We start from the raw sequence: 22,945 nt of genomic DNA on the forward strand, positions 1-22,945 counted from the left end.
CTGGGAAAGCACGGGGGGCGGGCGCCGGATCAGGCGGGCGTGGGCTGCATCGCGGCCGGCGCCGGGGCTGCGCTCGATGGCGTCTGGCGCGCGGCCTGGGCGAGCGCGGCCAGCACTTCGGCGCGCGGGCCGAACGCCTGCTGGCGGCCATCGCGCAGCACCAGCAGCTTGTTGGCGGTATTGAGCACGCTGCCCAGGTGGGTGATGACCACAAAGGTCGTGCCTTGCGCGCTCGCGCCCAGGATGGCCTGAGCCAGCGCGGCATTGCCTTCGTCATCGAGGCTGGAATTGGGCTCGTCGAGCACGACCAGCACCGGCTGGCCATAGAGCGCACGCGCCAGGCCCAGGCGCTGGCGCTGGCCGCCCGAAAGCCGCGCCCCGCCTTCGCCTATGGGGCTGTCGTAGCCGCCGGGCAGGCCGAGAATGAAGTCGTGCATTCCCACGGCGCGGGCCGCGGCTTCGACCTGGGCCGGTTGCACCGGGCCAAAGCGGGCGATGTTCTCGGCCACCGTGCCTTCGAACAGTTCCACGCCCTGGGGCAGGTAGCCCAGATGGGGGCCCAGCTCCTGCTTGTTCCAGCCGTGGATGTCGGCGTCGTCGAGCCGCACCTTGCCGCCTTGGGCCGGCCACAGGCCCACGAGCAGGCGCGCCAGCGTGGTCTTGCCGCTGGCCGAGGGGCCGATCACCGCCAGCACATCGCCGGGGTTCAGCGCGAACGCCATGCCGCGCAGCAGCGGCGATGGGGCGCCGGGCGCCGCCGCCACGAGTTGCTCGACCTGCAGCCGCCCGCGCGGTGCGGGCAAGGCCATGCCCTGGGCGCGCAGCGGCACGGCCTGCAGCAACTGCTGCAGCCGGCCCCAGGCGTCGCGCACGTTGACCACGGCCTGCCACTGCGCGACGGCCTGCACCAGCGGCGCGAGCATGCGCCCGCCCAGGATGGAGCCGATGATCATCATGCCGCCACCGCCGTTGAGCTGGTTGTGCAGCAGCAGCCAGCAGCCCAGGCCCAGCAGCAGCGAACCCAGCGTGTTCTGCAGCAGCTTGCCCAGCGCCTGGAAGCCGCCCGCGCTTTCCGAGGCCTGGGCCTGCAGCGCCAGAAAGTGGCGCTGCTTGTCGAGCCAGCGGCGCTGCAGGTTGCGCAGCATGCCCATGGATTCGATGACTTCGGCGTTGCGCAGGCTGGAGTCGGCATACTGCTGGGCCGCGATCGACGTGCGGTTGGCCTCCATCAGCGGCGGCTTGGTGCGCCGTTCGTTGCACCATGCCACGCTGACCTGCAGCAGCGCGAAGACCACTGCCGACCAGCCCAGCACCGGGCTGATCAGGAACAGCAGCACCATCATCAGCAGCGCGATCGGCGCTTCCATCAAGGCCAGCAGCGCGGGGGAGAACAGGAAATCGCAGACCAGCCGCAGATCGCTCAGCGGTTGCGTGCTGCCGCCGCCCACGCGCTGCAGCCGCGCCGTGAAGATGGCGCCGAAGATGCGCTCGCGCAGCTGGGCATCGAGCTGGCCGCCCGCGGCGCGCATGATTTCGCTGCGCGCCCACTCGAGCACTTCCATCAGCGCATAGGCGCCGAGCACGACAATGGTCAGCATCAGCAGCGTGAAGGGGTTGCGGCTGTTCACCACCCGGTCGTAGACCTCGAGCATGTAGACCGATGGCGCGAGCACCAGCAGGCCGGCCAGCAGGCTGAACCCGCCGGCGCGCATGAAATAGGGTTTGAGCGCGGTGAGAGCGGCGCGCAGTTCACTGGGAGAAGGGGCGGTTTTCATGGACGTGTGGCTTGGTTTGCGGGCCCGGCGCAGGCCAGGCGGTGTCGCGCACCGGAATTGCCATTGCGCGGCCCGCGCCCTGTGCGGGTGGGAGACTGGGATGGCAGGCAGAACGTCGACATGAAGCCATATTATAGTTTTTAACTATTAAATTAAATAGGGCAATAGCTAATTCTGGTCTGGTGAAAGAAAAACATCGCGCTATCACGTGGCGCAGACCACACAGCGCAGGCCTGTGGTGAGTGGCCAGCGCCTTGGCGAAGTTCCTTCGGTGGCGCTTCGCCCGCCGCAGGGCGGGGCGGCGGCTCCAGGCCTCATTCCTCTGTCATTGACGCGGCGATTCGCTTGGTCAAGGGGTGCAGCAGGTAGGTCAGCAGCGAGCGTTCGCCGGTCTTGAAGACCACTTCGACCGGCATGCCGGGCTGCAGCTGGCGCTGGCCCAGGCGCTCCTTGCCCCGGGGCGTGACTTCGACCCGGGCCAGGTAATAGCTCGCCTGGGTCTGCGGATCGGTCAGCAGGTCGGCCGAGACGGAATGCACCTGGCCCTCGACCGACAGCTGGGGCGAATGGGCGAAGGAGGAAAAGCGCACCTCCACCGGCATGCCCGCATGCACCCGGTCAATCAGGTGCGGCGCGACCCGGGCTTCGAGCAGCAGCGGCTCCTTGTCGGGAACGATGTCCATCAGCGTCTGGGCGGGCTGGATCACGCCGCCCACGGTCTGCACCGCCAGCCCGACGACCTGCCCGTCGGCGGGCGACCTGATGTCCATGCGCGCGAGCTCGTCTGCCAAGGTCTTGCGCTTTTCCTGCTCGGCCGACACTTCGCGCTCCACTTCGGCGAGCCGGGTCTGGACTTCCTTGCGCTGCTCCTGCTGGCGCACGAGCATGCGCTGGCGCAGCTCGGCCACGCTGCGTTGCGCGCGCACGGTATTGCCCAGCAGATCGGCGATGGCCGAGTTGGCGTCGGCGACCAGGCGCTGGAGCTCGAGCTGGCGGTTGCGCGGCGCATAGCCTTCGCTGACCAGTCCGCGCAGATGGCGCAGTTCCTCGTTGAGCAAGGCCTGCTGGGCGCGCCGGTTTTGCAGCATGTCGGCGTAGGCGTCGAGCATGCCCTGCTGGCCTTGCAGGCTTTCCTCCATGGATTGCAGGTCTGCCTGCAGCAGGCGCCGGCGTGTCTCGAACAACTGCTGCTGCAGTTGCATCTGCTGGTCGGCCAGCGGGTCGCCCGCCGCTGCCAGCGAATCTTCGTGGAAGACCAGCGACTGCGCGCCCGCATGCTCGGCCGTCAGGCGCGCCTGCTCGGCGCGAAGCCCCAGATAGCGCTGGCGCACCGCGTCATGCTGGGCCTGGGTCACGGTGGGGTCTAGCCGCATCAGCAATTGGCCCTGGCGCACGCTGTCGCCCTCGCGCACCAGCACCTGTTTGACAATGCCGCCCGTCAGGTGCTGAACCGCTTTGCGCTTGGTGTCTATCGCCACCATGCCGACGCTGGGCACGCCTTCGTCCAGCGGTGCATACGCCGCCCACAGCAAAAAGCCGCCAAAACCCATGGCCAGCGTCCAAAGGCCTATGCGCCCCGCGTGGCTCGCGACCTTGTCGGCGGTTTCGGGTTCGAAGCCGGCATCGCTGTCGTTGGGCGGTGGAAGTGCAGACGGTGGGGCCATGGTGGGTGCTGATCAAGAAAGAGGAACAGGCGGATGCCGGGCCTTGGCCTCAGACACCCTGGCGCTGCGCAGGGCCGCCGGCGTTGGCTGGCGCAGGCGGCGCGCGCATCGAAGCGAGAACGGCGTCGCGCGGCCCGTCGCGCTCCACGCAGCCGTCGCGAAGAACGATCACGCGATCGGCGACCGCGAGGATGCCGGGTCTATGCGTCACGAGCACCACCGTGCTGCGCCGGGCGCGCAGTTCGCCGACCGCGCGCACCAGCGCGGCTTCGCCGGCGTCGTCGAGGTTGGCGTTGGGCTCGTCGAGCACCACCAGCACCGGATGGCCATAGATCGCGCGTGCCAGCCCGATGCGCTGGCGCTGGCCGCCCGACAGCAGCCCGCCGGCTTCACCGATGGGCGTGTCATAGCCCTTGGGCAGGTGCAGGATCATTTCATGCAGGTCGGCGCTGCGCGTCGCGGCAATCACCCGCTGCGAATCGACGCGGCCGAAGCGCGCGATGTTCTCGGCGATCGAGCCTTCGAACAATTCGATGTCCTGGGGCAGGTAGCCCAGGTAGGGGCCGAGTTCGGCGCGGCTCCAGCGGTCCAGTGGCTGCCCGTCGAGCAGGATGCAGCCGCTGCGTGCGGGCCAGACGCCGATCATGCAGCGCGCCAGCGTCGACTTGCCCGCACCCGAAGGGCCGAGGATCACGGTGACCGTGCCGGGCTCGAAGGCCAGCGTCACGCCCCGCAAGATGGCCTGGTCGCGGCCCTGCGCATGGGCCTGCACATCCCGCAGCGCGAGCGCACCCGTGGGCGCGCTGCGGGCCGGCGCGCCGGCGCGCCGCGGGTGGGTGCGCAGCAGGCCTTCGAGGCGTGCGAACGCCGCGCGCGCAGTGATGAAGTCGCGCCAGGTGCCGACCAACTGATCGATGGGCGTGAGCGTGCGCGTCATCAACACGTTGGCGGCAATCATTTCGCCCGGCGACAGCTGGCCATTGATCACCAGCAGCGCGCCCGCCCCCAGGCCCAGGGATTGCTGCGAATAGCGCACGAACTTGCTCCAGGCCGTGATGCGATGGGTCAGCGCCTGCGCAGCCCCCTGCCTGGCCAGCGCCAGCCGGTTGCGCCGCGCCCACTGGGGCCGAAGGTGCTGCAGCATGCCCATGGGCTCGAGCACTTCCACGTTGCGCAGCTTGCTTTGCAGATAAGTGCGCGCATCGGCATGCGCCTGGTTCGCGGCCTCGGTGGGCGCGACCGATCTGCGGTGACCGAACGTGACCAGTGCCACCTGGGCCAGCGCGAAGCACAGCGCGATCGCGCCCAGCCAGGGGTGCAGGAAAAACAGCACCGCCAGATAGATCGGTGTCCAGGGCGCATCGAACAGCGCGAAGATGCCGTGGCCGGTGAGGAATTGGCGCAGCTGCAGCAGATCGCCGAACGCCCGCGTCGTGCCCGCGCCCGGATGGCCGAGGCGGGAGGCGAAACTCGCCTGGAAGACCCGCGGGCCCAGCCGGTTGTCCAGCTGCACACCGATGTGCACCAGTACCTTGGAGCGCGTCCATTCGCAAAACGCCATCACCACGAGCAGGAACAGGGCGATCAGCGACATGAACAGCAGCGTCAGCTCGTTCTGGCTGACCATCACGCGGTCGAATACCTGCAGCATGTAAATCGTCGGCACCAGCAGCAACAGGTTGGTCAGCATGCTGAACAACCCGACCAGCGCGAACTCGCGGCGCAATGCCCACAGGGCCCGTGTCAGTTCGCTGCGCTGGAAGAAACCGGTGGCATTCATGGCGTCGGGCTCCGTATCACGCGGCGTTTTGTGGCCTGGCATCGGCCGGCAGCGGGCGTGGGGCACGGCGCATGGACGCCAGCACTTCGGCGCGCGGGCCGAACGCCTGCTGCCGGCCGGCGTAAAGCAGCAGCACCTTGCTGGCGACCTGCAGCACGCCGGTCAGGTGGGTGACGATCACAAAGGTCGTACCGCTTGCGCTTGCCGAGCGTATGGCCTGCTCCAGCGCGGCGTTGCCTTCATGGTCCAGGCTGGAATTGGGCTCGTCGAGCACCACCAGCACGGGGCCGTCATAGAGCGCGCGTGCCAGGCCCAGTCGCTGGCGCTGGCCGCCCGACAGCCGCGAGCCGTCTTCGCCAATCGGGCAGTCGTAGCCTCCGGGCAGGCCGAGAATGAAGTCATGCATGCCCACCGCGCGCGCCGCGGCTTCGGTCTTGGCCGGATGGGCGGGACCAAAGCGCGCGATGTTCTCGGCCACCGTCCCCTCGAACAGCTCCACGTCCTGGGGCAGGTAGCCCAGGTGGCGGCCGAGCTCGTGCTTGCTCCAGCTGTGGATGTCGGCGCTGTCCAGGCGTACCGTGCCGCCCAGTGGCGGCCACAGCCCCACGAGCTGGCGCGCGAGCGTGGTCTTGCCGCTGGCCGAGGGGCCGATCACGGCCAGCACGTCGCCGGGGCCGAGCGTGAACGTGATGCCGTGCAGCATCGGCGCGCGCGTGCCGGGCGCGCCGGCGACCAGCTGCTCGACCTGCAGGTGGCCGCGCGGCGCGGGCAAGGGCATCGCGGGGCTGTCTTGCGGCACGTCCTGCAGCAGCTTGTGCAGCCGCGTCCAGGCATCGCGCACATGGATCACGCTTTGCCATTGCGTCACGGCCTGCAGCAGGGGCGCGAGCATGCGCCCGCCCAGGATGGAGGCGATGATCATCATCGCTTCGCCGCCGTTGAGCCGGTGGTGCAGCAGCAGCCAGCAGCCCAGACCCAGCAGCAGCGAGCTCAAGGTGTTTTGCAGCAGCTTGCCCAGCGCCTGGAAGCCGCCCGCGCTTTGCGACGCCAAGGCCTGCAGATCCAGGATGGCGCGCTGCTTTTCCTGCCAGCGGCGCTGCAGATGGCCCAGCATTCCCATGGATTCGACGACCTCGGCATTGCGCAAGCTGTTGTCTGCATATTGCTGGGCCGTGAAGGACTGGCGGTTGGCCTGCGTGAGCAGCGGTCTGGAGCGCCGCTCGTTGGCCCAGGCGACGGCGACCTGCAGCGCCGCGAACACCACGGCCGACCAACCCAGTACCGGGCTGATGAGAAACAGCAGCAGCATCATCACCAGCGCGATCGGCGCTTCCATCCAGGCGAGCAGCGCAGGCGAATACAGGAAATCGCGAATCAGCTTGAAGTCATTCAGGGGCTGGGCCGTGCCCCCCGTGATCTGCTGCAGGCGCGCCGCAAAGATGGCGTCGAAGATGCGTTCACCGAGCTGCGCATCGAGGCGCATGCTTGCCGCGCGCATGATCTCGCTGCGTGCCCATTCGAGCACTTCCATCAGGGCATAGGCGCCGAGCACGGCGACCGTCAGCACCAGCAGCGTGAGGGGATTGCGGCTGTTGACCACCCGATCGTAGACCTCGAGCATGTAGACCGAGGGCGCGAGCACCAGCACGCTCGCCAGCAGACTGAAGCGGGCGGCGCGCAGGAAATAGGGCCTGAGCGCGACCAGGGCCTGGTGCAGCTCGCCGGCGCAGGGATAGGCATTCATGGGCAGCGCCTTGACGACCTCAAGCCGGCGACGCGGGCCGAGACGAAAGTGGCGCGTATTCGGGTGGATGGGCGAACCACGGCGCGCTGTCGCGGCCAATGCGCTCGGCCAGCTCTTTCAATACGGGAAGATATCTGCTTTCTATTGCACCGATGTCGACGGACGCGTTGGGGTACACCATGTTGATGGCCGCTATCAGCTGTCCCGCGCTTTTGACGGCCAGTCCGATTGCAGAAAAGTCCGGTTCTTCCCGCCATTCCCCGCGGTTGATCGAATAGCCGGCCTGCCGGGTGATCTTGAGCATCCGATCGATTCTTTTCCTGTCCCTGGCTGTTTCTCCGACCTCGTCATGGCGCAGGCTCAACAGCTTGAGAATGTTTTCCAGCTGCTCGTCGCTGCATGCGGCCAGATAGGCGCGGCCGACGGCGGTATCGAACACCGGCAGTCTGGTGCCTATCATGGAGTGGTGCTGCGAAAGCATGCTGAAGCGATGCGTGCTTTCGCGTATCACCATGAATTCCGACTCCATCGTGGCCAGATCGCAGGGCCACATCAGTGGTTTCACGTAGGCGCGCAGCAAGGGCGCGGCCACGCGGGCGATCCATTCCTCCTCGATAAACCCTTCGCTCAGACTGCGGACTTCAAATGTCAGGCCGTATTGCCCATCCCTGTCCGTGGGTCGAATAAGCCCGCAAATCCTGAGGGTTTCCATTATTCGTTTGACGGACGGCCGCGGTATGCGCGTCATCTGGCTGAGCACGCTGGTCGTGCTGATTCCCCCCGGGCACTGGTTCATGCACCTGAGCAATTCTATGCCTCGCTTGAGGCTGCGAATTTCTTTGTAGGCCGCATTGGGCTCATCGATGGGATGGAGCATAGGGGTATTTTCTAGGCGTTTACCCGGGTGATTTTGTTCACCTGGTGAACGCAATTTACGACGCCATGCCATTTCCAGACAATCAGTCATCACCGATCCCAAATGTCGGTGAAGCGGTTGAATAGGACGACGACATTTGACCGCATGTGGATGAACGGAAAAGAAGTCTCTGCAGCCGTTCATCTTTTCGGAAAGAAATCCTCCTGGGCACCATCCTCGCCTGCGCTTCCCAAGCGCTTGGGAAGCGCTTGGGAAGCGCTTGGAGAGAGCATGGTTTTTGTGTCTGACGGATATGTCCAGGTTCAGAGGATGCTTGAAAAATCAAAGGGCAGTAATTTTTGAATATTCCCATTCTTTAATTTTTCGCATGTTTGCAGAAATATTTATTGAGGATTAAGTCATGCTTGTGAATATGCTGGTTGGATTTAGTCTGCATCGAATGATGTCTTTAATTGAAAAGCAGATTCAATCTTTGGATTGCGATACTTCTGGCCGCACATTGGGCGCGGAATAAGAAAGCTGAAAAGCGAATTTATTTAAGGGTAGGTAATGAACGTGAATAAGGTTTACACTTCGGCATCGTTGAACTCTGTGAACAGTGTGCTGAACAACTCGAATCGTGGCGGTGATGCAGGGCGAAACTACAAGCCCTCCTACGATGTGGATGCGGCAGGAAAACAGATCACGCGCGACAACAAATCGTGGAACGGCCCCGGCGTGATCGGCAAGGAAGCGGATCTGACGTATTCGTTTCCGGAGTGGCAATACAATCAATACAATATTGGGCGCAATACCAAGCTCAGTGCGTTCACGCAAAAGCAGCAGGAGCAAGCCGAGCTTGCATTGCAATCCTGGTCTGATCTTGCCAATATCACGTTCACCAAGAACAGTCCGACGCAACAGTCCAATATCACTTTTGGAAATTATGTGGGCCAGGGTCAGGCCTACGCCATGATGCCTTTCTCGTACGCGGGCAGGGACTACCGGGGCCACAACACGGACGGGCAAAGCTGGTTCAACATCAACTATTCGCAGGCCAGCCAGCGTGATGGGCTGTACTCGAACCTGCACCCTGAACTGGGCAATTACGGCCGCATGACCATCACCCATGAAATCGGCCATACGCTGGGTCTGAACCATCCAGGCAACTACAATGCCGGCCAGGGAAATCCTACGTACAGAAATGCATCGTATGCGGAGGATACGCGCCAGTACAGTAGCATGAGTTATTGGAATGAAGCCAATACGGGCGGAGATAACAAAGGCCACTATGCCTCCGCGCCATTGATGGATGATATCGCGGCGATTCAGCGTCTTTACGGGGCCAATATGGAAACCAGGACTGGGGACACGGTCTACGGTTTCAACTCGAATTCCGATCGGGATTTCTTCACGATCAAGAATGCAGAGCATAAGCTGGTCTTCTCGGTCTGGGATGCGGGAGGCAACGATACGTTTGATTTTTCTGGCTACCGTGAGAACCAGAACATCAACTTGAACGAAGCTTCTTTCTCCGATGTGGGTGGCTTGAAGAAAAATGTCTCGATTGCCAAAGGTGTGACCATAGAGAACGCGATTGGCGGCTTTGGCAACGATGTGATCGTGGGCAATGATTCCGATAACTTCATCGATGGGGGCGAGGGCAATGACGTGATTTTTGGCGGCGGCGGCCAGGACACCCTGAAGGGGGGTAAAGGGATGGATATTTTCGTTTATACGAATGTGTCAGAATCCACGTATGACGCACCCGACCGTATTATTGATTTCGAAACGGGAGTCGACAAGATCAATTTCTCTTTCTTCAATCATTCCGCAGGAAAGCCAGGCTTCATCCACTTCTCGGACAAGTTCACGGGCGCGGCCGGGGAAGTGGTATTGTCCTACGATGCGCAGAACAATACGAGTGATATCGTTTTGAGCATCGATAATGACCTTTCGCCCGACTTGAGAATTCAAGTGCTCGGTCAGGTCAATGCAGTGCACGATTTCATCGTGTAATCGATTTGACGGAAAGCCGGAGGAATCCTGGCTTTCCGTCATTCAATGGTTCATTGGTCGGTAATCCGGGATTGCATGGGGCCGGGGGTTTTGTCAACTTTTGGAAGTCCAATGCCATGAGGTTTATTTCAACATTTCTATTTTCAATCATGTTTACAGCAACATCGATGGGCAGCAGCCTGCCTTTGCCCCATCCCAGGGATTTCGTCGGGGACTGGGTTGTGTTCGACGCCACGCGTTTTTGTGGCATCCATCTTTGGGTGGAAGACATGCCTGAGGCCAATGGGTTCAGGTTGACCATTGACCCCCATGTCGCCGCATGCAACTTCGCCATGGATGCGGTCGCATGGCGTCCTGCGCCCGATGGCATCTCGCTGCTGGACAAGGACGGAACCACGCTGGTCTTTTTCTCACAGGAAGGCGATGGCTATCGCAGCGAGATCGCCAGCGACAACGGAATGCGCTTGTGCAGAAAAACGGGCGGGCAATGAGGGCCTTAGAACGTGTTCATGATCTCAACGCGGCGCGAAGAGATCGTGAACACGTTCTTAGCGCAGAAAATCTTCGATCAGCCGCGCCACGGCCTGGGGCTGGTCGTGGTGCAGCATATGGCCCGCATCCTCGACGCGCGCCGTGCGGCAGTTGCGCACGTGGCCCAGGCGCTGGTGGTATTCATCGAGCGAATAGCGGCCCTTGTTCCATTGCGCGAGGCTGTCGTCGCTGGCTTCTACGGCGAGCGTGGGCGCGGTGATTGCCGCATACAGCGCGAGCACTTCCTCGACGCGAAACAGATGCGGGCTGCCGACCTTGTGCGCGGCGTCGCCCAGGATATGCCAGTGCCCCTGGGCATCGGGCGCGGCCCAGTGCCGGGCCAGCCACAGGGCCTTGTCCTGGTCGAGCCGGCGGTTGGTCTTGCGCAGCCGCTGGGCCACGCCGTCGAGGCTGTCGTAGTGCTTGAGAGCTAGCTCGCCGCGCGCTAGTGCGCGCGTTTCGTCTAGCCACTGCGCATAGCGTGCGGGCGCTTCGCTGGCCTGCGTAGGCGCAAGGCCGAAGCCTTCGAGGTTGACCAGGCGCCGGATGCGCGCCGGCCGCGCGCCCGCGTAAAGCATAGCGACATTGCCGCCCATGCTGTGGCCCACCAGATCGACGGGCTGGCCGGGCGCGTAGTGGTCGAGCAGCAGGTCCAGGTCGGCAAGGTAGTCGACGAATTGGTAGTGGTCCACGCGCGCAGCCGGTTTTGTCAGGCCGAAGCCGCGCCAGTCGGCGGCAATGATCGTGCGCCCGGCGAAGAAGCCGGCAGAGAATGCATCGACGGCAAACTGGTAGGACGCGGCCACATCCATCCAGCCGTGGGCGAGCACCAGCGGGGGCAGCGCGCTGTCGGCGGCCTCGGGGCCCCAGCGGCGCACATGGTAGTCGATGGAGCGCAGGGGCAGGAATTCGCAGCGGCTTGGGCGTTGGACGGTGTACATGGTCGCGATTATTTCCCGGCGCCGCAGCATCCGCAGTCGTCGCAGGGACAGCCGCCGCGGCTTCGCTGCGCAGGCCGCAGTATTCCGTAATACTAGCGGGTCTCATTCCCAGCCCCCGGAGATTGCATGCACAAGGTTCAGTTAGGAAAAAGCGATTTGCAGGTCACGCCCATTTGCCTGGGCACGATGACGTTCGGAGAACAGGTGAACGAGGCTGCGGCCCATGCCATCCTCGAGCGCGCGGTCGAACTCGGCGTCAATTTCCTCGACACGGCCGAAATGTATGCCGTGCCCGCACGCGCCGCGACCTATGGCGCGACCGAGACCATCCTGGGCAACTGGTTCGCCAGCCGCCCCGGCCTGCGCGACAAGGTGGTGCTCGCAAGCAAGGTCGCGGGCCCGTCGCGCGGCATGCCCTGGATACGCGACGGCCAGGGCATGACGGCCGCCGACATCGTCGCCTCGTGCGAGGCCAGCTTGCGCCGGCTGCAGACCGATGTCATCGACCTCTACCAGATCCACTGGCCCGAGCGCCATGTGCCGGCCTTCGGCGCCATGTATTACGACCCCGCCAAGGAAACCACGCAGACGCCGATCCGCGAACAGCTCGAAGCGCTTGCCGGCCTGGTGCGCGCGGGCAAGATCCGCCATGTCGGCCTGTCGAACGAAACGCCCTATGGCGTGCACGAATTCGTGCGCCTGGCCGAGGCCCATGGCCTGCCGCGCGTGGCGAGCATCCAGAACCCCTACTGCCTGCTCAACCGCAGCTACGAGAACGCGCTCGACGAAACCTGCGACCGGCTCGACGTGTCGCTGCTGGCCTACTCCCCGCTGGGCGTGGGCCTGCTCAGTGGCAAGTACGACGCCAGCGGCATTGCCGGCCCCGACGCGCCCCAGGGCACGCGGCTGTCGTACGAAGCGGTGCGCAAGCAGCGCTGGGGCCGGCCCGATGCGATGGCCGCCGCGCGCCGCTACAACCAGCTCGCGCGCGACCATGGCCTGAGCCCCACGCAGATGGCGCTGGCGTTCTGCTACACCCAGCGCTGCGTGGCCAGCACCATCATAGGCGTGACCTCGCTGGCCCAGCTCGAGGAAGACTGCGCGGTCTGGGGCACGCAGCTGCCGGCCGCGCTGCTCGCCGACATCAACCAGTTGCGCTGGGAAATGCGCGACCCCGCGGTATGAGCAAGAAGGCTGCGCATGTGAGCGAGACGCCGGCCACGCAGCTGCTGCGCGCGCACCGGGTCGAGTTCACCGAGCACCCTTACGAGTACCAGGAGCATGGCGGCACCGCGCACAGCGCGGCCAGCCTGGGCCTAGAGGAACACAGCGTGGTCAAGACCCTGGTCATGCAGGACCAGGACGCGAAGCCGCTGATCGTGCTGATGCATGGCGACTGCAAGGTCTCGACCAAGAACCTCGCGCGCCAGATAGGCGCGAAGTCGGTCGAGCCCTGCAAGCCCGACGTCGCCAACCGGCACAGCGGCTATCTGATCGGTGGCACCTCGCCGTTCGGCACGCGCCGCGCGATGCCGGTGTACATCGAGCAGAGCATTCTGGATTTGCCGCGCATCGCAATCAACGGCGGGCGCCGCGGTTTTCTGGTGCAGATCGATCCGCGGGTATGTCTGGATCTTCTCAAAGCGCGGCCGGTGCAGTGCGCGCTGGCAGAATAGCACTCCCGTGCGACGGGCATCCGGCGGCGGGCTGCCGTTGCGGCGCCGAATGGCGCCTGGGCGACTGTTTTTTTGGCACACCGGCCCGATGCGGGCCAAGGACTTGAATTGAACGCGCTTTATCCTTTCCTCGCGACCCTGGCCGCCTATCTCATCGGCTCGCTGTCGTTTGCCGTGATCGTCAGCCGCGTGATGGGCCTGCACGATCCACGCACCTATGGCAGCGGCAACCCCGGTGCGACCAACGTGCTGCGTTCGGGCAGCAAACCGGCGGCGATCGCCACGCTGCTGCTGGACGCGCTCAAGGGCTGGCTGCCGGTGGTGCTGGTGCATTGGTTCGGCAAGCCCTACGGCCTGGGCGACGGCACGCTGGCCGCGGTCGCGCTCGCGGCCTTCCTGGGCCACCTCTATCCGGTGTTCTTCCGGTTCAAGGGCGGCAAGGGCGTGGCCACGGCGCTGGGCGTGCTGCTGGGCATCAGCGGCTGGCTGGGCCTGGCGACGGCGCTGACCTGGGTCATCGTGGCATTCTTCTTTCGCTATTCGTCGCTGGCCTCGCTGGTGTCGGCGGTGTTCGCGCCGGTCTACTACGTGCTGTTCGGCGGCGTGCTCTGGTACACCGAGGGCCCGGTCACGGCGGCGATTGTCGCCATGGGCCTGCTGCTGATCTGGCGCCACCGCGAAAACATCCAGCGCCTGATCGCGGGCAAGGAGTCGCGCCTGGGCAAGAAGCCCGATCCGGCCAAGGCCGCGGGCAGGAACAAGCGCGGTTGAGTCAGAAAGCGGCGGCGTCGCGCCGCGCAGGCAGCGGCGCGGGCCGCGAGCGCCCGACGTAGACGCCAAGCCGCGCCATGGTCTGGGGCGTGATGCGCTGTGCCCTGGCCGAGCGCGCGAGCGCGGCCGCGATGCGCGGGCCGGCGCGTGCGGTATCGTGCAGCGCCGGCGTTCTGAACGGCTGGCCCGCGGCGTCGAGCACGCGCGCGACCAGCGGCTGCAGCGCCGTGCTGCTGCGGCGCAGCACCACGGCGGTATCGCCATTGTCCAGCCGCACCAGCGTGCCCGGCGGGCACAGCCCCACGCTGCGCACCAGCGCATAGCCGACCTCATCCTGAGCCGCGGCTTCGCTGCCCACGATGACCCGCACCGAGTCGGTGGCGCTGCGAGCGTTGCGCGAGCGGCGCGGGCTGATCATGGCCGCGTAGCGGTCGACGCTGGCCAGCGTTCGCGCCAGGCGTTCGGCGGGGCCGAGCTGCGCCAGCGGCGCCCGGCTCCTGGCCTTAGGGTGGTGCGCGGCCACGGCGTCAAGCCACAGCGGGTCGTCGATGAACAGCCGCACCAGCAGCGCCTGGCTTTCGAGCGGATGCCGCTCTATCTGCGCGCGCTGGGCTGCGGTCGGTGGCTCGCGCTGCAGCGCGAGCTGGTCCTGCAGCTGGGTCATGCCGATGTTCATCGTGAAGGCCGCGCAGACCAGCGCCCGGCGCTCGTGCGCGGGCAGCGACAGCTCAGGGCCCAGGATATGGCACAGCGTGGCCGAGACCAGCGCATGCGAGGCGCTGTAGCCCGCGGTGGAATCGGCCGCGAGCTGGAACATCAGGTACAGCGCGGCGTCGCTGTCGTGCGCGACGAGCTCCGTGAGCCAGTCGGTGAGCTGGCGCAGCCGGGCCGCGAAATTCTGCACCTGCAGCGGCGCGCTCAGCAGCAGCGAGAGCGCGGCTTCGAGCTCGGCCCAGAGACCGCGCAGGTCTTCGTAGTGTTCGTCAACCGTCTGCGTAGTCACAGTGAAGGCATGGGGCATGGCCTGAGCCGGGTCAGCGGCGCTTTTCGAGCACCATCTGGTCGCCCTGGCGCGTCATGTGGAAATCGGCCAGAAAGCTGTTGCCCAGCAGCACGAAAGGCATGGCCTGGGGCGTGACCACGGCGTCGACGCCGCGCGCCTCCAGAGTGCCGATGCGCACCGAGTCCAGCCGCAGCCGCCAGCCGCGCACCGCGCCGTTGGCCGTGCCCATCTGCACGCTCTGGCCCTGCAGATAGGGCAGGCCCAGGCGATCGGCTTCGGCCCGGCCTATGGCCACCGTGCTCGCGCCGGTGTCCACCAGATAGCGCACGGCCTGGCCGTTGATCTGCCCCTGATCGATGAAGTGGCCCTGGCCATCGGCAAACAGCACCAGCCGCGCCGGGCCTGCGGCCGCGGCGCGCGCGCCCAACTGCACCGGCGCTTCGCCCAGTCGCAGCCGTTGCTGGTGGCCCGCGATGTCGAGCAGCGCGTCGTCAGCGCCGACCTTGAGCACGCGCACCGGCCCCAGGCTTTCACCCGCTGCCAGGCTGCGCGGCGCGCCGCCATCGATCACCAGCAGTGCCTTGCTGCCTAGAATGCCGGCCAGTGCGACCGACTGGGCGCTGGTCAGGGCCGGTAGCAGCGCCAGAATCAAGCTTGCCAACATTGCATACCAATGTCGCCAGCCAAGGGCGGGGGCCCGGCGAGGGGCACCGAGCAAGGGCCGCCCCGCAGCGACGGTGCCGTCCCCCTCCACCGAAGGATGAGAGGGGGAAGCGACGAAGTCGCTCAGGGGGTGCTTCATTAGTCTCTGAAATTGTTGAAGGACAGCGGCACGTCGTCGATTTCCTTGCGGATCAGCGCCATCGCTGCCTGCAGGTCGTCGCGCTTGGCGCCGGTGATGCGCACTTTTTCTTCCTGGATCGCGGCCTGCACCTTGAGCTTGCTTTCCTTCATCAGCTTTTGCAGCTTCTTGGCGAGCTCGGACTCGATGCCGTTGCGCACCTTGACGACCTGCTTGAGCTTGTCGCCGCCGATCTTCTGCGCCTTCTGTATGTCGAGAAAGCGCACGTCCACGCTGCGCTTGGTGAGCTTGTTGCGCAGCAGGTCTTCCACCTGGGTCAGCTGGAAGTCCGCATCACCGTACATGGTGATTTCCTTGTCCTTGAGCTCCACGGCGGCCGACGAGCCCTTGAAGTCGAAGCGGGTGGCGATTTCCTTGGCGGCGTTTTCGACCGCGTTCTTGACTTCCACGAAGTCGGCTTCGCAAACGGTGTCAAAAGATGGCATGTGAATTTCTCTTTCCTGAAAGTGGTCCGGGGAGTGCACGGCGGACAGGCGGGCAAAGCCGGTGGCCAGCGCGGCCCTGGTCGCGGTGCGACAATCCAGCTGATGTTAGTCGAGAAAAATGTACCCTTGCAGCACAGCAATACCTTTGGCATCGCGGCCCGCGCCCATGCCCTGGTGCGCGTGCATTCCGAAGACGATGTGCGCGCCGTGCTGGACGACCCGTTCTGGGGCCGGCGCCCGCTGCTGGTGCTTGGCGGCGGCAGCAACATCGTGCTGACCGGCGATGTCGAGCCCGTGGTGCTGAAGATGGAAATCAAGGGCATGCGCGTGGCGGGCGAAACGCCCACGGCCTGGATCGTCGAGGCCGGCGCCGGCGAGCGCTGGCACGACCTCGTGGCCTGGACGCTGGAGCAGAACCTGCCGGGTCTCGAAAACATGGCGCTGATTCCAGGCACCGTGGGCGCGGCGCCGGTGCAGAACATCGGCGCCTACGGCATCGAGCTGCAGGACCGTTTCGCGGCGCTCGATGCCGTCGACCTGGTCACGGGCCAGCGCTTCACGCTCGACGCCGCGCAATGCGCGTTCAGCTACCGCGATTCGGTCTTCAAGCATGTGCCGGCCGAGCCCCAGGGCCCGCGCTCTGCGGCTCCCCGGGGCATGGGCCTGGCAGGCCGCGCGGTGATCACGCGCGTGCGTCTCGCGCTGCCCAAGGCCTGGAAGCCCGACATGGGCTATCTGGACATCGAGCGCAAGCGCGCCGAGGCCGGCGTTGCCCAACCCACGGCCCGGCAGATCTTCGACTGGGTCTGCGAGATCCGCCGCGCCAAGCTGCCCGACCCCGAGGTGCTGGGCAATGCGGGCAGCTTCTTCAAGAATCCCACGGTCTCGCGTGAGCAGTGCGCCGACATCATCGCGCGCGAGCCGCGCATCGTGCACTACCCGCTGGCGGACGGCACGATCAAGCTGGCCGCGGGCTGGCTGATCGACGCCTGCGGCTGGAAAGGCAAGACCATGGGCAAGGCCGGCGTCTACGAACGCCAGGCGCTGGTGCTGGTCAACCGCGGCGACCGCCACTCGGATGACGCCAGCGTCACGGGCGGCGAAGTCATGACGCTGGCCCGGGCGATACAGACCAGTGTCTATGAACGCTTCGGCATCCGCCTCGAGCCCGAGCCCGTCGTGGTCTAAGCCTGCTGTACGCGCAGCGTCGCGGGCGTTACGATACATGCGAAAATAGGCCGTCTCGGCACGGCGGGATGTCCGGGCTGCATGGTGTACCCCGGACAGCGCTTGAAAATTGCCTCCATAACGACACGTCATAAACAGCGGTTTTCCCCGGCCAGTGCCCCAGCGAGATTCGATCATGTCAAGTTACAACCCTCCTTTTGAAATCCACGTTCACGGCCAAGTGGTGCTGACGGCCCAGACCAGCTTCGAGCAACTGCAGGAGGCGCTCAAGCCGCTGTGGACCTATGCCGGCGCGCGCTCGCTTGCCGATGGCGCGACCAGCGTCTACGAAGAAGAGCCCGGCATCCAGTTCGATGCACGCGAGCACCGGTTGCAGATCTGCTGGACGGTGCGCGGCGACGACGACTTCCGCCAGACGCTCGACGAAATGTGCATGAGCCTCAACGAGCTGTCGGAGCAGGGCGCGGCGATCGAGGTCACGTTCTACGACACCGAATTCGACGACGATGACGAAGAGGCCGACGAGGCCGACGAGGCCGAGTCGCGCGATGATTTCCTGATGCTGTTCGTCGGCCCCACACCCGCGGCCATCATGCAGGTGCAGCGCGACCTGCTGGTGCAGGACGTGGTCAACATGATGGAGCGCCATTTCGACGGCGCCGAACTCGGCGGCGTGGTCGCGGAAATCGACAAGCTGTTCTCGCTGCGCTTCGACGCGCTGGTGAACTCGCTGGAAATCGGCAAGCCCCCGCGCGGACCTGGCGGCTCGGGCGGCTCGGGCCACGGCAGCGGCGGCAACCGCCGCCCGCGCCACCTGCACTGATGCCCGCGGGCGCGGCGCGATCGCCGCAGCTTGGCAGCACGGCCATGGACCTGCCCTATCTGCGCTCCTATCCCGCGCACCTGCAGGAGCAGGTGCGCGCCTTGCTGGCCAGCGACGGCACGGCCGCGCTGCTGCGGCGCAAGTACCCCCAGGCCCATGCGCTGCGCACCGACAAGGCGCTGTACGATTACACGGCCGAGCTCAAGTCACGCCATCTGCGCAAGGGCGGCACCATCCACAAGGTGATGTACGACAGCAAGATCCATGTGGTGCGCAATGCGCTGGGCCTGCACACCAGCCGCGCGCTGGTGCAGGGCGGCAAGCTGTCGGCGCGCCACGAGATCCGCGTGGCGGCCATGTTCAAGAGCACGCCCGAGGAATTCCTGCGCATGATCGTGGTGCACGAGCTTGCCCATCTGCGCGAAAAGGACCACGACAAGGCGTTCTACCAGCTGTGCGCACACATGGAGCCGTCATACCACCAGTATGAGTTCGATGTGCGGCTGTATCTGACCCATCTGGATGCGGGGGGCGGGCGGCTGTGGGGTGAGGCGCCGGTAGCGGCCTGAGGCTTGGGATACCGGCCCTTCGACGGGCTCAGGGCGAGCGGTGGTTTAGGGCGCGGGGGAAACTGTTCGTGGTGGGCTTTGCTAGGCGCGCCTGTCGAACCATGAACGCACGGCGTCCAAACCCTTCAAGCTATTTCTATATGCGCGCAATGCGCGGCGGGCAGATCCAGCCAGCGCTGGGCCGCGGCCTGCAGGCTGCTCAGGCCTCCCGTGGCGAACAGCTGGATCTGCGGCGCTGACGGGTCTTCGGGCGCAAGCATGGCGGCCCGGGCCAGCAGGCGGCGCACCTGGCGCGCGACCGGCGCTCCGGTGTCTATCAGTTGCACGTCGGGGCCCAGCAGCGCGCGCAGCTCGTTCTTGACGAAAAGGTAGTGGGTGCAGCCCAGCACCAGCGTGTCGATCTCACCGGTCTTGAGGCCAAAGCTGCCCAACGCCTGCGTATGCCGGGCGCAGCGTTCCCAGAGGTCCGTGCCTTGCAGGTCGGTGGCCGGCGGCAGTTCGGTCGCGAGCTCGATCGCGCGCGCCAGGCCATCGCAGGCCTGCACCGCGAATTGCGTGCCTTGTGAGTGCTCACTCAGCAGGCGTGCAAAGCGTGCGCTGCTCACCGTGCCGCGCGTGGCCATCACGCCCACATGGTGGGTCTGGCTGCTCAGCGATGCCGGCTTGAGCGCGGGCTCGACGCCGATCAGCGTGAGATCGGGCATTTCGCGGCGCAGCTGTTCGACGGCCGCGGCCGTGGCGGTATTGCAGGCGATCACCAGGGCCTTGATGCCGTATTGCGCGCGCAGGTGGCGGGCAATCGCGCTGGTGCGCTGCTGCACGAAAGCTTCGTCGCGCTCGCCATAGGGCGCATGGCCGCTGTCGGCGACATAGACCAGATGTTCCCGGGGCAGTTCATGGCGCAGCGCCTGCAGGACGCTGAGGCCGCCGATGCCGCTGTCGAAAATGCCGATGGGAGAGGCTGCGTGGTGCATGGAAAAGGGCGGGGAGTGCGGGCCGAAAAATGCGGGCCGAAATGGCCCGCATCCAAGTATGCCTGGTCCAGGGCATGCCTGCAGGATGCCGCTCCGGTTGGAGCGGCCGCGGGCTCAGACCGCGCCGACGGAAATTCCCTTGAATTCGCCGGTCGCGATGCGTTCCTTCCAGATCGCGGGACCGGTGATGTGGGCGCTGGTGCCGCCTGCGTCCACGGCCACGGTCACGGGCATGTCGACCACGTCGAACTCGTAGATGGCTTCCATGCCCAGATCGGCAAAGCCCACGACCTTGGCGTTCTTGATGGCCTTGGAGACCAGGTAGGCGGCGCCGCCCACGGCCATCAGGTAGGCGCTCTTGTGCTGCTTGATCGCCTCGATGGCCACCGGGCCGCGCTCGGCCTTGCCTATCATCGCGATCAGGCCGGTCTGCTCGAGCATCATGTTGGTGAACGAGTCCATGCGCGTGGCCGTGGTCGGGCCTGCGGGGCCCACGGCTTCGTCGCCGACCGGGTCCACGGGGCCGACGTAGTAGATCACGCGGTTGGTGAAGTCCACGGGCAGCGTCTCGCCCTTGGCCAGCATGTCCTGGATGCGCTTGTGCGCGGCGTCGCGGCCGGTGAGCATCTTGCCGTTGAGCAGCAGCGTGTCGCCGGGCTTCCAGCTCGCGACTTCCTGCCGGGTCAGGTTGTTCAGGTCCACGCGCTTGCTCTTTTGCGTGTCGGGCGCCCAGTCGACCTTGGGCCAGAGGTCCAGCGACGGTGCGTCGAGGTAGACGGGGCCAGAGCCATCCATGACGAAATGGGCGTGGCGCGTGGCCGCGCAGTTGGGGATCATCGCCACGGGCTTGGATGCCGCGTGCGTGGCGTACATCTTGATCTTGACGTCGAGCACGGTAGACAGGCCGCCCAGGCCTTGCGCGCCAATGCCCAGTGCGTTGACCTTTTCATACAGTTCGAGGCGCATTTCCTCGACCTGGTCGAGCTTCTCGCCGCGCTGCGACCTGGCCTGGAGTTCATACATGTCCAGGTCTTCCATCAGGCTTTCCTTGGCCAGCAGCACGGCCTTCTCGGCGGTGCCGCCGATGCCTATGCCTATCATGCCTGGCGGGCACCAGCCCGCACCCATGGTCGGAATGGTCTTGAGCACCCAGTCGACAATGCTGTCGCCGGGGTTCATCATGATCATCTTGGACTTGTTTTCCGAGCCGCCGCCCTTGGCCGCGACCGTGATGTCGACCTTGTCGCCGGGCACGAGCTGCGTGAAGATCACGGCCGGCGTGTTGTCCTTGGTGTTCTTGCGTGCGAAGTGGGGGTCGGCCACCACGGAAGCGCGCAGCGTGTTGTCGGGGTGGTTGTAGCCTTGGCGCACGCCTTCGTTGATCGCGTCCTCGATGCCTCCGGTGAAGCCTTCCCAGCGCACGTCCATGCCGATCTTGAGGAACACGTTGACGATGCCGGTGTCCTGGCAGATGGGGCGGTGACCGATTGCCGACATCTTGGAGTTCGTGAGGATCTGGGCCATCGCGTCCTTGGCCGCCGGGCTCTGCTCGCGCTCGTAGGCGCGTGCCAGGTGGGCAATGTAGTCGGCCGGGTGGTAGTAGCTGATGTACTGCAGGGCGCCTGCGATCGAATCGATCAGGTCCTGCTGGCGGATCGTGGTGGTCATCGTGGGTTTTCTTTTGAAAGGGAGAACAACGAACTGCGAAAGCAACCCGGGATTATCCCGCGCTTCGCCGCAAACCGTGCCCATGGCCTGGCAGTCTTCTATAACACTTGAACCCCGAATTGCGGCTCGTTCGCGTCTATGGGGGCTGCATCAGAGTGGGTAGGAAACTTAACGTTGAGAATGGGTATCATTCATTGATGGATTTTTTCCATTCAACCCTTATGGAGACTTGTGGATGACGCAACCGGCTACGCGACAGGAACGTGACACTTTCGGCCCCATCGAGGTCCCGGCCGACAAGCTGTGGGGCGCGCAAACCCAGCGCTCGCTGCTCAATTTCGACATTTCGGGCGAGCGCCAGCCGCTGGAGCTGATCCGTGCGCTGGCCCTGGTCAAGCGCGCCTCGGCCGTGGTCAACCAGCAACTGGGCCTGCTGGACGCCAAGAAGGCCGACGCCATCGTCGCCGCGGCCGACGAAGTGATCGCCGGCCAGCATGACGAACAGTTCCCGCTGGTCGTCTGGCAGACGGGCTCGGGCACGCAAAGCAACATGAACGTCAACGAGGTGCTGGCCAACCGCGCCAGCGAACTGCTGGGCGGCGAGCGCGGCGAAGGCCGGCTGGTCCACCCCAACGACGACGTGAACAAGAGCCAGTCGAGCAACGACGTCTTTCCCACGGCCATGCATGTGGCCGCGGTGCAGGCGCTGGTCGAGCGGCTGCTGCCGTCGGCGGCGAAGCTGCAGGCGACGCTGGCCGAAAAATCCGAGGCATTTGCCGACATCATCAAGATCGGCCGCACCCACCTGCAAGACGCAACGCCGCTGACGCTGGGCCAGGAATTCTCGGGCTATGTCGCACAGCTCCAGCATGGCCAGGCCCATGTGCAGGCCGCGCTGCCGCACCTTTGCGAACTCGCGCTTGGCGGCACGGCCGTGGGCACGGGCCTGAACGCGCCCGCGGGCTATGCCGTGGCGGTCGCGGCCGAGCTCGCGCGCCTCACGGACCTGCCGTTCGTCACCGCGCCCAACAAGTTCGAGGCGCTGGCCAGCGTGGACGCGCTGGTGCATGCGCACGGCGCGCTCAAGACCCTGGCCGCGAGCCTCACGAAAATCGCCAATGACGTGCGCTGGCTCGCGAGCGGCCCGCGCAGCGGCATAGGCGAGCTGAGCATTCCCGAGAACGAGCCGGGCTCGTCCATCATGCCGGGCAAGGTCAACCCCACGCAAAGCGAAGCGCTGACCATGCTCGCCGCCCAGGTCATGGGCAACGACGTGGCGATCAACATCGGCGGCGCCTCGGGCAATTTCGAGCTCAACGTGTTCCGCCCGATGGTGGCGCACAACTTCCTGCAGAGCGTGCGCCTGCTGGCCGACGGCATGCGCAGCTTCAACGACCACTGCGCCGTGGGCATCACGCCCAACGAGGAACGCATTGCCGAGCTGGTGCAGCGCTCGCTGATGCTGGTGACCGCGCTGAACCCGCACATCGGCTACGACAAGGCGGCCTATATCGCCAAGAAGGCCCACCGCGAAGGCTCGAGCCTGCGCGAGGCGGCCGTGGCCAGCGGGCATCTCACGGGCGAGCAGTTCGACGCCTGGGTCGTGCCTTCGCAGATGGTGGGCACGCTTTGATCCCGGGGCTGCAGCCCTGGGATCCTGAGCCCGTCCAGGGATG

20 protein-coding genes are annotated in these 22,945 nt (G+C 65.4%); 9 read left to right on the plus strand and 11 right to left on the minus strand.

The features are described 5' to 3' along the window. Positions 1-29 precede the first annotated feature (29 nt). The 5 genes from GVL12_RS17820 to GVL12_RS17840 all read right to left on the minus strand — a co-directional run bounded on the left by GVL12_RS17820 (position 30) and on the right by GVL12_RS17840 (position 7,930). Positions 30-1,775, minus strand: coding sequence for a type I secretion system permease/ATPase (locus GVL12_RS17820; protein ID WP_159916481.1), 1,746 nt, complete (start codon positions 1,773-1,775; stop codon positions 30-32). Between the two features lie 314 nt (positions 1,776-2,089). Continuing rightward, positions 2,090-3,439, minus strand: coding sequence for an HlyD family type I secretion periplasmic adaptor subunit (locus tag GVL12_RS17825; protein ID WP_159916483.1), 1,350 nt, complete (start codon positions 3,437-3,439; stop codon positions 2,090-2,092). 49 nt (positions 3,440-3,488) lie between these two features. Next, on the minus strand, positions 3,489-5,219 hold the full coding sequence (locus tag GVL12_RS17830) for a type I secretion system permease/ATPase (protein ID WP_159916485.1): 1,731 nt from the start codon (positions 5,217-5,219) through the stop codon (positions 3,489-3,491). 16 nt (positions 5,220-5,235) lie between these two features. Further along, entirely contained in the window at positions 5,236-6,963 is a 1,728-nt protein-coding gene (locus GVL12_RS17835) for a type I secretion system permease/ATPase (RefSeq protein WP_159916487.1), read from the minus strand. A 19-nt stretch (positions 6,964-6,982) separates the two neighbouring features. Beyond that, positions 6,983-7,930, minus strand: a complete 948-nt coding sequence (locus GVL12_RS17840) for an IclR family transcriptional regulator C-terminal domain-containing protein (RefSeq protein ID WP_200843868.1) — start codon at positions 7,928-7,930, stop codon at positions 6,983-6,985. A gap of 459 nt (positions 7,931-8,389) precedes the next feature. On the opposite strand from GVL12_RS17840, the gene GVL12_RS17845 reads away from it, so the two are divergent. Then, positions 8,390-9,838, plus strand: a complete 1,449-nt coding sequence (locus GVL12_RS17845; RefSeq protein ID WP_159916489.1) for a serralysin family metalloprotease — start codon at positions 8,390-8,392, stop codon at positions 9,836-9,838. A gap of 149 nt (positions 9,839-9,987) precedes the next feature. Next, positions 9,988-10,329: an AprI/Inh family metalloprotease inhibitor gene (locus GVL12_RS17850; protein ID WP_235033901.1), complete on the plus strand. Its 342-nt coding sequence runs from the start codon at positions 9,988-9,990 to the stop codon at positions 10,327-10,329. Positions 10,330-10,386: 57 nt separating this feature from the next. Here the strand turns inward: GVL12_RS17850 and GVL12_RS17855 are convergent, their stop codons facing one another. Continuing rightward, positions 10,387-11,310, minus strand: a complete 924-nt coding sequence (locus GVL12_RS17855; RefSeq protein WP_159916493.1) for an alpha/beta fold hydrolase — start codon at positions 11,308-11,310, stop codon at positions 10,387-10,389. 126 nt (positions 11,311-11,436) lie between these two features. Here GVL12_RS17855 and GVL12_RS17860 point away from each other — a divergent pair, with 126 nt between their 5' ends. The 3 genes from GVL12_RS17860 (at position 11,437) to plsY (ending at position 13,757) form a co-directional block, all read left to right on the plus strand. Further along, a complete protein-coding gene (locus GVL12_RS17860; RefSeq protein WP_159916495.1) occupies positions 11,437-12,495 on the plus strand; it encodes an aldo/keto reductase in 1,059 nt (352 codons plus the stop codon). Beyond that, positions 12,492-12,986 carry a Cys-tRNA(Pro) deacylase gene (ybaK, locus tag GVL12_RS17865; RefSeq protein WP_159916497.1) on the plus strand — a complete coding sequence of 165 codons (495 nt, stop codon included), beginning with the start codon at positions 12,492-12,494 and terminating at the stop codon, positions 12,984-12,986. The genes GVL12_RS17860 and ybaK overlap by 4 nt, the downstream gene beginning before the upstream one ends. Before the next feature lie 108 nt (positions 12,987-13,094). Next, entirely contained in the window at positions 13,095-13,757 is a 663-nt protein-coding gene (gene plsY / locus GVL12_RS17870; RefSeq protein WP_159916499.1) for a glycerol-3-phosphate 1-O-acyltransferase PlsY, read from the plus strand. A 1-nt stretch (position 13,758) separates the two neighbouring features. Here the strand turns inward: plsY and GVL12_RS17875 are convergent, their stop codons facing one another. From GVL12_RS17875 to GVL12_RS17885, 3 genes are all read right to left on the minus strand, one after another. Next, entirely contained in the window at positions 13,759-14,760 is a 1,002-nt protein-coding gene (locus GVL12_RS17875; protein WP_235033902.1) for an HD-GYP domain-containing protein, read from the minus strand. 31 nt (positions 14,761-14,791) lie between these two features. Continuing rightward, positions 14,792-15,421, minus strand: coding sequence for a TIGR02281 family clan AA aspartic protease (locus tag GVL12_RS17880; RefSeq protein ID WP_200843869.1), 630 nt, complete (start codon positions 15,419-15,421; stop codon positions 14,792-14,794). Positions 15,422-15,561: 140 nt separating this feature from the next. Beyond that, entirely contained in the window at positions 15,562-16,047 is a 486-nt protein-coding gene (locus GVL12_RS17885; protein WP_159916505.1) for a YajQ family cyclic di-GMP-binding protein, read from the minus strand. A 102-nt stretch (positions 16,048-16,149) separates the two neighbouring features. Between GVL12_RS17885 and murB the strand changes: the two genes are divergently transcribed. The 3 genes from murB to GVL12_RS17900 all read left to right on the plus strand — a co-directional run bounded on the left by murB (position 16,150) and on the right by GVL12_RS17900 (position 18,627). Beyond that, positions 16,150-17,235 carry a UDP-N-acetylmuramate dehydrogenase gene (murB, locus tag GVL12_RS17890; protein WP_159916507.1) on the plus strand — a complete coding sequence of 362 codons (1,086 nt, stop codon included), beginning with the start codon at positions 16,150-16,152 and terminating at the stop codon, positions 17,233-17,235. 175 nt (positions 17,236-17,410) lie between these two features. After that, the gene (locus GVL12_RS17895; RefSeq protein ID WP_159916509.1) at positions 17,411-18,058 is read left to right on the plus strand and encodes a DUF6806 family protein; all 648 of its coding nucleotides are present in this window, start codon (positions 17,411-17,413) and stop codon (positions 18,056-18,058) included. Positions 18,059-18,102: 44 nt separating this feature from the next. Then, positions 18,103-18,627 carry a YgjP-like metallopeptidase domain-containing protein gene (locus tag GVL12_RS17900; protein ID WP_159916511.1) on the plus strand — a complete coding sequence of 175 codons (525 nt, stop codon included), beginning with the start codon at positions 18,103-18,105 and terminating at the stop codon, positions 18,625-18,627. A gap of 125 nt (positions 18,628-18,752) precedes the next feature. Here the strand turns inward: GVL12_RS17900 and murI are convergent, their stop codons facing one another. Together murI and GVL12_RS17910 are read right to left on the minus strand one after the other, a co-directional pair. Next, the gene (gene murI / locus GVL12_RS17905) at positions 18,753-19,601 is read right to left on the minus strand and encodes a glutamate racemase (protein WP_159916513.1); all 849 of its coding nucleotides are present in this window, start codon (positions 19,599-19,601) and stop codon (positions 18,753-18,755) included. Between the two features lie 114 nt (positions 19,602-19,715). Further along, positions 19,716-21,269: a fumarate hydratase gene (locus GVL12_RS17910; protein ID WP_159916515.1), complete on the minus strand. Its 1,554-nt coding sequence runs from the start codon at positions 21,267-21,269 to the stop codon at positions 19,716-19,718. 235 nt (positions 21,270-21,504) lie between these two features. Here GVL12_RS17910 and fumC point away from each other — a divergent pair, with 235 nt between their 5' ends. Next, positions 21,505-22,902, plus strand: a complete 1,398-nt coding sequence (gene fumC, locus GVL12_RS17915; protein ID WP_159916517.1) for a class II fumarate hydratase — start codon at positions 21,505-21,507, stop codon at positions 22,900-22,902. The last annotated feature ends 43 nt before the right edge of the window (positions 22,903-22,945 follow it).

Origin of the sequence: Pantoea sp. 18069, assembly GCF_902706035.1 — a bacterium.
In the GTDB taxonomy this organism is placed as follows: Bacteria; Pseudomonadota; Gammaproteobacteria; order Burkholderiales; family Burkholderiaceae_C; genus Comamonas.